The organism is Limosilactobacillus mucosae, assembly GCF_046939755.1.
Classification (GTDB): domain Bacteria; phylum Bacillota; class Bacilli; order Lactobacillales; family Lactobacillaceae; genus Limosilactobacillus; species Limosilactobacillus mucosae_A.
On sequence record NZ_JBKZAY010000042.1, the window covers coordinates 1 to 9,260 of the forward strand.

Annotated in this window: 7 protein-coding genes; 2 read left to right on the forward strand and 5 right to left on the reverse strand. The window is 43.5% G+C overall.

Annotated features, from left to right (window positions below; all coding sequences use genetic code 11):
* Positions 1 to 373: 373 nt before the first annotated feature.
* A complete protein-coding gene (locus ACLUWI_RS09635) occupies positions 374 to 2,023 on the reverse strand; it encodes an aryl-sulfate sulfotransferase (RefSeq protein WP_412147145.1) in 1,650 nt (549 codons plus the stop codon).
* A 345-nt stretch (positions 2,024 to 2,368) separates the two neighbouring features.
* Between ACLUWI_RS09635 and ACLUWI_RS09640 the strand changes: the two genes are divergently transcribed.
* On the forward strand, positions 2,369 to 4,015 hold the full coding sequence (locus ACLUWI_RS09640) for a phosphoenolpyruvate carboxykinase (ATP) (protein WP_412147146.1): 1,647 nt from the start codon (positions 2,369 to 2,371) through the stop codon (positions 4,013 to 4,015).
* 35 nt (positions 4,016 to 4,050) lie between these two features.
* Here ACLUWI_RS09640 and ACLUWI_RS09645 read toward each other — a convergent pair whose 3' ends face one another.
* The 4 genes from ACLUWI_RS09645 to ACLUWI_RS09660 form a co-directional block, all read right to left on the reverse strand.
* On the reverse strand, positions 4,051 to 4,620 hold the full coding sequence (locus ACLUWI_RS09645) for a hypothetical protein (protein WP_412147147.1): 570 nt from the start codon (positions 4,618 to 4,620) through the stop codon (positions 4,051 to 4,053).
* Positions 4,621 to 4,799: 179 nt separating this feature from the next.
* Positions 4,800 to 5,333 (reverse strand): PadR family transcriptional regulator, encoded by a 534-nt coding sequence (locus tag ACLUWI_RS09650; RefSeq protein WP_412147148.1) that lies wholly within the window; start codon positions 5,331 to 5,333, stop codon positions 4,800 to 4,802.
* Between the two features lie 48 nt (positions 5,334 to 5,381).
* Positions 5,382 to 5,918: a phenolic acid decarboxylase gene (locus ACLUWI_RS09655; RefSeq protein WP_412147151.1), complete on the reverse strand. Its 537-nt coding sequence runs from the start codon at positions 5,916 to 5,918 to the stop codon at positions 5,382 to 5,384.
* Between the two features lie 193 nt (positions 5,919 to 6,111).
* Positions 6,112 to 7,512: a DHA2 family efflux MFS transporter permease subunit gene (locus ACLUWI_RS09660; protein WP_412147149.1), complete on the reverse strand. Its 1,401-nt coding sequence runs from the start codon at positions 7,510 to 7,512 to the stop codon at positions 6,112 to 6,114.
* A 293-nt stretch (positions 7,513 to 7,805) separates the two neighbouring features.
* Between ACLUWI_RS09660 and ACLUWI_RS09665 the strand changes: the two genes are divergently transcribed.
* Positions 7,806 to 8,273: a pyridoxamine 5'-phosphate oxidase family protein gene (locus tag ACLUWI_RS09665; RefSeq protein ID WP_412147150.1), complete on the forward strand. Its 468-nt coding sequence runs from the start codon at positions 7,806 to 7,808 to the stop codon at positions 8,271 to 8,273.
* The last annotated feature ends 987 nt before the right edge of the window (positions 8,274 to 9,260 follow it).

Below are 9,260 nucleotides of genomic sequence, written 5' to 3' on the forward strand. Positions count from 1 at the left end.
GTTGTTTGCTCATCCCGAGCAGACAACTTAATTAGTTTAACAAATTGTCAACTACCTGTCAATAACTTTTTGTTTAGGTTTTCTTGATGGGTAAGCGCTAAGCCGTGAAACTCAAGTAATCAGCAACTTATCGCTGCGACAACGTTATCTAATATACAAAGATTGTCATCATATGTCAACGACTTATCAAAAGTTTTTCAATTATTTTAAAAAACATGAATATTAAGCTCCGTTAGCTTTAATTCATTCGGTAAAATTCGAATGTTCTTACGATTATAAGTAGAATCAGTCGTCAACCTATTATTGAAAAATTTTCAATCAATAAAAAAACGCCGACAAAAGCTGCCGACGCTTCTTTAAATCAAGCACAAAACTATTTGGTTGCATCAAATACAAAATTAGATGGCGTAAATTTGACGCGGTATGCACGGTAAACGTATGTCCGGTCAGTTTTCGATGAACTGATCGTCAAGTTAAATATCTGGTTGTTGTTCTTATCAACTTCGATAATATTGCTTTGACTGCCATCATGCTTGTAGCCAAAGTCAATCAAGGTATTGCCATTGCTTAAACGCTGTGCCGAGCCGATCACCCGTGTAAAGTTATCCTTACCCAGGCTCTTACCATAAGACCAAGTCTGCTTAATGGTTTTCTTCTTAGTATCAATCGTATACTGAACCGCTTGTGAGTACTTGCCAGATGTCTTCGCATTACCATTTGTGACATCAATGTTGTTGTCATAAAGCAATACTTTTAGTTTCCCATTTTTACTGCTCAAAAGCGTCAAATCATGCTGACCACCGGTAATCGTCGTACCTTTGGCTGGCGTCAGCAATTTGCTGCGATACTTCTTTGGCCATGAGCTCTTCTTTTTACCAGAGTAGATCCAGTTAATCTTACCCGACTTATAGTTGATCGACATGGTTATATCTTGATTACGTGCTGAAACCAAGAGATTACCCGTCTTTTGATCATAGTAAAGCGAGTTCATGTGCAGCCAGTCGATCTTGCCACCCTTGGTTGTAGTACTGCTGTAGTTACGGTACATGCTTGAAGGCAGCAATTTCTTAAAGTCGATTACCTTGACCGTCTTACCAGTCTTGTAATCAATTTCGGCGATCACGTCTTCCGCGTACTTGTCACCGCCAGAGATCGTTACCAACAGATTATGATTTGGCAGTTCAAGCGCGTCATGATGAACCGCGGTAATGTATTGTTCAAGTGAGCTCTTACCAAGCTTGTCGCTGAAACGATAACGCCGATAGATGCGGCCAAGGTAATCAGTTTCAGATAAGACGTTGTAGGACCCCTTATTGCCATTCGTCCGGTTTTGAATCAGCAAATGACCATTACTGAGCTGAACAAACGTGTGCCGGCTGTAGAGCGTTGAATACCAGCGAATATTACCATCAGCATCGACAGCAAATGGTTCCTCAGAGGTCTTGTTGATGTAGGTCAGCTCGTTATTGCCGATCTGCATCTTGGACTTATTGCTCTTTGAAACCGTGATCTTAGTCTGGCGCAGGTTCTTAGGCAGCTTACCCGTTTTAATGGTAAACGTTTTTTGTTCCGTCGTGCCATCTTTGTAGGTAAGCGTGACTTGAACCTGGTTGGAGTAGTTGGCATACAGCCCCACAATCGGTACCTGATGCGTAGTCTTATAACCCTTAACCGTATTGGTAATCGAGGTGTTATCCGTCTTGCCGACAACCGTGTAAGTCACCTTAGCAGCCTGGTCTGTCTTAAAGATCATCAAGGCAGTCAGTGGCGAGGTGCCATATGGATTGACCTTGACGTAAGCATTATCCAGCGTCCGCGTAGTACTTTTGACGATTTTAGCGTAGTTCTTGGTCTGCTTGGATGTTGGATTATTCTTCAATAGATGACTGTTGATGTTCTTAATAATCTGCTTATCAGAAATCACTCCGAGCGAATAATGACGATAGCCAAACCAGCCACCAACGCCGCATAATACCAGCAGCACCGCAATCAGCGCCAGCCAGCGTCCCTTTTTGTGATGCAAACAATCACTTCCCTTACATTGAATTAATATTCTGCCTTGATTAATACTCTATCGAAAGCCCGACTATCAAAGCTGATATGCAAAGTTTAAAAAATAATTGCGAATCCTTTTAGGAGAAGTTTTGAATAAAAAAACGGCAAAATGTAAATTTTATGCGATATAAATTTTGTGTTTCTTAATTTTTACCTTTAATAAATTCATCAAAAAGTCAATTTCAGCTTTTTTGACATTTAGCAAGCTTTTCGACAAATAGCGAAATTTAATCCTATTATTACTTGGTTTTTGCATTATAATAGGAATGTAAGCACTTTAATCACGATAACTTATCAGAAAGGTGGCTGTTCAATGAGTACTCAAACAAAATTTTCTGAAAAAGACATCGTTAAGACCAACCCGATCTTCTCACGGACGCGGACGACGATTGAATCGGCATTTTATGCCAACAATATGACACATATTGCCGATACCGCGACTGCTTATCGTTTGGCGGCTGACAACCCTAATACCATCGTTACCGACCTGCCAATCAAGCATACCGAAGAACTGGGGCTGCCAGCCGATGCCAAGATGCTGGTCGACAATCATGGTCAGATCGTGGGCCGGACCGCGGCAGCCCGGCGTTTGATCGGTTCACCAGACGTTGATGCCGAAAAAATCGATGGCGTCTTACGCGAAGCTATCTATGAAGGCCACGAACACGACTTTTACACGACGGACGTAATCGTGGGGCTAGATGAAGACTTTATGGTAAAGGCGCACTTGGCTCTGGCAGAAGGCTTTGAGGTCAATCTGCTTTCCTACATGCTCAACTTCCAAACAGCTACCGAAAATTGGCTGAAGCGCTATGCCGATTCACGGGCCTATGACGAAGGCGACATCTATCTGTACTGCGACCCATACTGGAGCAATCCTGACTATCCACATGGCCTGGTTGTCATCGATGCTCAGCACAATGCGGCCGCGGTTTTGGGGCTGCGCTACTTTGGCGAGCTTAAGAAGTCTACTTTGACACTGGCCTGGGCAACCGCGCACCGACATGGTTTTACGGCTTGTCACGGTGGCGAAAAGACTTTCCACTTCAGCGATCGTGATGATCAGACTTTTGCCTTCTATGGGCTTTCTGGATCAGGCAAGTCTACGCTGACCCACGCTAAGCACAATGGCAAATTCGACATTACCGTGCTGCATGACGATGCGTTCGTAATCAATCGTGAGGACGGCAGCTCCACGGCTCTTGAACCCGCCTATTTTGACAAGACCAACGATTATCTGCCGGGCAGCCGCGAAATGCAGTACTTTACCACGGTGATGAATGTTGGCGTCACGCTTAATGAAGCCGGCCAAAAGGTACTGGTAACTCAAGATCTGCGCAATGGCAACGGGCGGACCATCAAAACGCGCTACGCTTCTACCAACCGAGTGGACCGCGAAATCGCCCCAATCAACGCCGTCTTTTGGATCATGAAAGATGACAGTCTGCCACCAGTCGTTAAACTGACTGATCCTGTCACCGCGGCTACGTTTGGCCTGACGCTGGCTACCAAGCGCTCTACCGCTGAAAACGTGGTAGGAGCTGATCGCAATGCCCTGGTTATCGAACCATTTGCCGACCCATTCCGTGCCTATCCATTAAGCGAAGACTACCAAGACTTTAAGGCTTTGTTTGAAGAACGCCATGTTGACTGCTACATTGTCAACACCGCCAACTTCAACGGCTTAGACATCCCTAAGGAACTGACATTGAAGGCTTTGGAAGACATTGCCCAAAACCAGGCCGCCTTCCAGCCATTTGGCAAGTTGGCCAACATGGAATACATTGCCTATGATGGCTATCCTGTCGACTTTAACGATGCCGAATACGTGACTAAGCTCAAGACGCGCCTTGAAATTCGACGTGACTGGGTTAAGAACTATGAAGCTCAGCACTCGGGCGAAAAGCTTCCATCTGAAATTCTGACCAGTCTGGATAATCTGATCAACGCCCTAAGCTAAATACTAACAACCTTGATCTTCCAGCGCTGAACTGCTCAATGCGGCTCAGCGCTTTTTAGATGCGACGTCAGACTTTTTCGCGCGACAAGATCATAGTTTTGATCAGTTTTCATAACATGGTTGGTCAGCCAGATTTGATATTGATCAACATAATACGGATCAATCGGACGACAGCTGGCTTCATAAAAAACACGCTCCCGTTCCATAATATAGCCAATCAGCGCCTGCCTCCCCATTTTGGTGGCCGTATCGGGTAAAAGGCGGCGCGGCCCTTCAATTTTTGCCAGCCACACAACTCGCGAGGGGCGTTCTACCTTATAATCAAGTTTTTGCTGAGTGCCAAAATATCCTTTAACGTAGCTGGCAACCCGACCGTCAAACTGCAGCAAGTCGCCAGTCAACAATTCGCCTAAAGCTAAGAAGCCTTTCGTATAGTTAAGCCATAAATGATCAGTAATCAGTTCCCCAGTCTCTGATAAGGCAACTTGGGTGAGTAAGAGCGTCGGCTGATAGTAACGATAGCTTTTCTTATAGCCAACGCGTTCAAAACGACCGATAAACGTGTGTCGCTTTTGGCTGCCGAGCTGCTTAAGCTTTTTTCTCATTTTTTCTGCTTCCTTTCTCAAATCATCTATCAGCGTCTTCATAAATGCTTTAGTCGATTTAAGCAGAAATGCATTTTTAGGGAGAAAAGTTCTGAATTTACGTAGCATAATATAAAAAGCAATCGCACGCCACCAGTTTCCCAAAAGCTGGTATAGCGGGATTGCTTTTCTCAAAGTCGTTATCGATTATTAATTTTATCTTCCAGCCAGACCAATTGATTTTCTTGGCGACTGATCGCCCGGGCTAAAATCAAGTAATGGCCATAATGCTGATCAATCTGTTCTTGACGGCTGAACAATGCTTGTCGACGCTTGCGCAGGTGATTAAGACTGCTGCTGACCAATTGAATCTGGTGCTCAAACAGTTTTTCTAGTCGCGGATCATTACGATCATTGATGAAAAAAATCTTTAAAGAAAAAAGGTCTTTGGATACTGGGAGCTTATCAACAGGTTCCATCAGCCAGTCGTTAATAATCTCATGTCCATAAGCTGTTAGACGGTAATGTATCTCTTTATCATTATCTTCTTTGGAGTAGCTTTCAATCCAACGATCTTGTTCCATACGCTTTAGCTCTGGATAAACCTGACTATGTGATGATTGCCAAAATTCCCCGATATCAAAGCGAAACTCATCCATAATCTGCTTTCCAGTACAGTCCTTATTAAGCAGGATCCCCATAATAACATAGGGCAGTATCCTTTTTTGCGGCATTTTGCAGCATCCTTCCTTATCTGATTCTGCAAAACATTATATAACAAGCTACTTAGCCAGACGATGGTAATTTTCATCAAAGAAGCGGCCATTGCGAATATCATCAGTCATGCCGGCATAAGGGGCTTCATTGATGACTTCTTCATTATCCTGACCAGCGTCGCCCATGTAGGTAATCGTCGCAAACTCAGGCACTACTAATTTTGGATAGGTTTCATACTTTTCACGCGATTCATGCATTAAATCAATGTGTTCGTTTTGGAAACAAACCGTAATTTCTGGATGTTCCTGTACCCATTTTGGAAAGAAAATCGTACCGTTAAGCTTATGTTCATTAGGAACGAAATCCAACGCGACATCAGTTCCCGTTGGTTCAGTCCAGGCAATCTTGTAAATTCCTTCCATTAACTGATGAATGTGCGCTGGTTGATCCTTAACCCAACGGCCGGCAACCATTCCGCCATGAATCCGATAGTCAACTGTATGATCATTTTTAGCGTACCATTCATATTCCCAGCCATTGTCATACGTATAGATGAAATGCGTTCCCAAGAAGTCATCCAGCGTTTTGAAATGTTTGTCCATGTGATTTAAGTTTGCCATATTTATTTCCGCCTTTCATAAATGTCGTTATCAACATAAAATAGATTATCACTTTATGTCGTTATCGTCAAATATTACTGGCTAAAATAATTTGACCCCCATTCCCAAAGATAATTTTGAGAATGAGGGTCTATTAAAAATTTTTTGGATTTATTTTAATAACTTAACAGCACAATTAATCTTCACTTTGTTTGGGCAAAGCAAACGATACGATCAGCGCGATAATTGCCAAAGCCAGCGTAAAGTAAAGTCCCGTGTGTACCCCGGACGTAAAACGCATCGCTTGACTGCCAGCTGCCGCGTGTCGGCCTAATTCCAAGAAACTGGTAGCCAGAGCCGTTGCCAATGCTCCAACGATCTGCTGCATCGTATTCAAAATCGTACTGCCATCACTGGAGGCTGGTCCCCGCAGCGCGTTTAGAGCACTGGTCTGCGCTGGTGACATTGCCAATGGACAGCCAATCATCAAGATCACGTGAGCCGCAATTACGTAGGCAACTGCAGAATGATCAGTCGTCAAAAGCAGCATGACGATCCCGACGATGGCAATCACAAAACCAATCATGACCGGACGCTTGGCCCCGATTGAATCGTACATCCGTCCAGCAAACGCGGAAACCAATGCATTTACCAGACCACCCGGCAGCATGACGACCCCAGTTAAGGCAACGGCCAACAGTAAGCCATTTTGCAGATACATTGGCATCAGATACATGGCCGAAAGAATAATACCAAAATCAAGCATGACCAAGACAGCGCCAATCGTAAATGCCTTAACCTTGAAAACGCGCAGATTTAAGATCGGCGTTTCGAGCTTCAATTGACGAATCACATAGGCAATCAATACCAAAATCCCAACCGCAAACGAGCCTAAAACTGGCCAAGAACCCCAGCCATCCAGACTGGACAGACTCGCGCCAATTACCAGACCAGAAAAGCCAAGCACGGATTCAATGATTGAAAGCAGATCAATGTGAGGACGCGTTGGCTGACCAATGTTTTCCAAAGCAGTTACGGCCAGGCATAAGGCGATGACCAAGAAAATTTCAAATGACCAAAAGATCCAGCGCCAGGAAAGCTTGGCCAGAATCAAACCAGTCAAAGTTGGCCCAATTGCCGGGGCAAACATGATTACCAAAGCACAGATGCCCATAATGCTGCCAATCTTTTTTGGTGGGAAAATCTGCATCACAATCGTAAACATTAAGGGCAGAATCAAACCGGTACCAATCCCTTGAATCATTCGACCCGCCAATAGAACCGCAAAGTTAGGCGCCAGTGCTGAAATTGCCGCACCGATAATAAAATCCAGCAAAGCAAAAATCACGATCTGGCGAGTCGTAAACCACTTGGCAATCAAACTGGACAGCGGCAAGACGATCCCAATGACCAGCATGTAGCCAGTCACCAACCATTGTAAGACGGCCGTACTGGTATGAAAGACAATCATCAGCTTTGGCAGCGCGATGTTTAATGAAGTTTCACTAAACATACCGACAAAAGCCCCCAAAAGCAGACTGGCCATCGTCAAGCCTGAGTGTTTGACGCGAAAAGCAGGTTCAGAAAAATTTTGCATATATTTTGCTCCTTTAATCAAATTCACTTGATTAAAGACCAAATAGCAAGCAGACTTAATCTAATATATTCAATTAACGCTAACTCTTAATCTTAATCAGCATGTTTGCCATTCTAGCAAAAATTGCCTCGGTTTCGTAAGTACTTTTTGGCAAATGGCAAATTTTTTCTAAAATCACCTGTCTTGCGCTTTTATCAAGAAACTTTGATACGATTTGCTGCAGTTGATCATATACAAATGTAATGTTTTTGATTACAATTAGCACAAAAATATAAAAGAAAGCAGGTATCACAATGCGCAAACCAGTTCCCATGTTAGACAGCCATCTGTCAGGCGATGAATTTCTCAAGCTGATTGTCGATAGTTTTCAGTCCGTTGTGTTTGGCACGGTTGATCAAAATGGCGATCCCCACACCAACGTCGCTGATATCGAGGTTTTAGACGGCAACCGGCTGATTTTTGCGACAACCTATCAAAAACCCTTTTATCAACGTTTAAAGATTCATCCCCGCATCTCGATCACGGCTTTAAAAGGCAGCGAAACTCTGGACAGTGTTGGCTTCACCTTAACCGGCACGGCAACTGAGGTCAATCAGCAGTATCTGGAGCAGATTTTTGCCGCTCGACCGGAAATGCAGCAGATTTCATCAAACCATTCTGAACGGCGCAGCATTTTAAGACCATTTGCCATTACACCGATTGCCGGTTCGATTTACGACCTGCGCCAACAGCCGATTTTCCAGAAGCGAATTGAATTTTAAAGTTGACTGTCTCAAAATTCACCTAAAACAGCACGACCCTGCCGCAAGTTTTGCGTCAGGGCCGTTTTGGTATGCTCAACTCAGATATATCGTTATCGAAGGCTATAATCCCCTTGTTATTATGATGTGCTTACATTCCATTTTCTATTTATAATTATCTCAAATCGCATAGACATATTTTATCTACATGAAAACATATAAATCAACTACCAGTTGTCAGGGACAATTAAAAATTGTATAGAAATGGCAATTTGAAAATGTACAATTATGGCAGTTTAAGATGGCGATTTATGAGCAGTCGCAGATATCGTCATAATATCACCACCTCTACTTGTTGAGTACCGGTTGCGTGTCATTTACATTACCAGAATTTTGGTAAGCAAAAAGCGCCCAATCAGTATCCAAACTGATGAGCGCTGGTGGCTGCTACTTGAACAGTCGCTTAATTAATTTTTAACGTGCTTGCTAGGTACGAACAAAACAATCACACAAAAGTGAAGCATTGGAGTTTCCTCCTTTCCTGCACTAATCAGGTTTTCTACGCCTGCGCATGTGTGCTTGATTATTGTACCATGAATTTTATGTGGTATAATGCTATCAACAAAACAATCACGCCGTGTGCAGTTGGTGCTTTCTAGCCAACAAGCCGGCTGGGCGCTCCTCAAAAAGGGCGCTCTTTTTTATTAGCTCACAGTATCATGCTGTGGGCTTTTTTTGTTTACTCTTAAGCTTGGCTGATAGCGGTATTAGCTGATTGAGCAGCATTGGCAGACCCAAGATCTGATGCAACTGCGTAGTCCTTGCCGGTGATTTTCCTGTATTGCTCTACTGTAATCGTATGGTAGACCGCATAGCAGTCAATGGGAAAAACCAAGAATAGATTGTCTTCACGAATATGACAAGTTGGCTACTTATTGGCTACTTAGGACTGCAAATGGGCCAAAAATTCACAAACTCAATCGATATTTTTAAAATTAGGCAAAAAGA

Bases quoted from the DNA above. Each gene is read 5' to 3' on its own strand.
- ACLUWI_RS09650 (WP_412147148.1), bottom strand. From the start codon at position 5,333: ATGCCGCAAAAAAGGATACTGCCCTATGTTATTATGGGGATCCTGCTT.
- ACLUWI_RS09660 (WP_412147149.1), bottom strand. From the start codon at position 7,512: ATGCAAAATTTTTCTGAACCTGCTTTTCGCGTCAAACACTCAGGCTTG.
- ACLUWI_RS09640 (WP_412147146.1), top strand. From the start codon at position 2,369: ATGAGTACTCAAACAAAATTTTCTGAAAAAGACATCGTTAAGACCAAC.
- ACLUWI_RS09665 (WP_412147150.1), top strand. From the start codon at position 7,806: ATGCGCAAACCAGTTCCCATGTTAGACAGCCATCTGTCAGGCGATGAA.
- ACLUWI_RS09655 (WP_412147151.1), bottom strand. From the start codon at position 5,918: ATGGACAAACATTTCAAAACGCTGGATGACTTCTTGGGAACGCATTTC.
- ACLUWI_RS09645 (WP_412147147.1), bottom strand. From the start codon at position 4,620: ATGAGAAAAAAGCTTAAGCAGCTCGGCAGCCAAAAGCGACACACGTTT.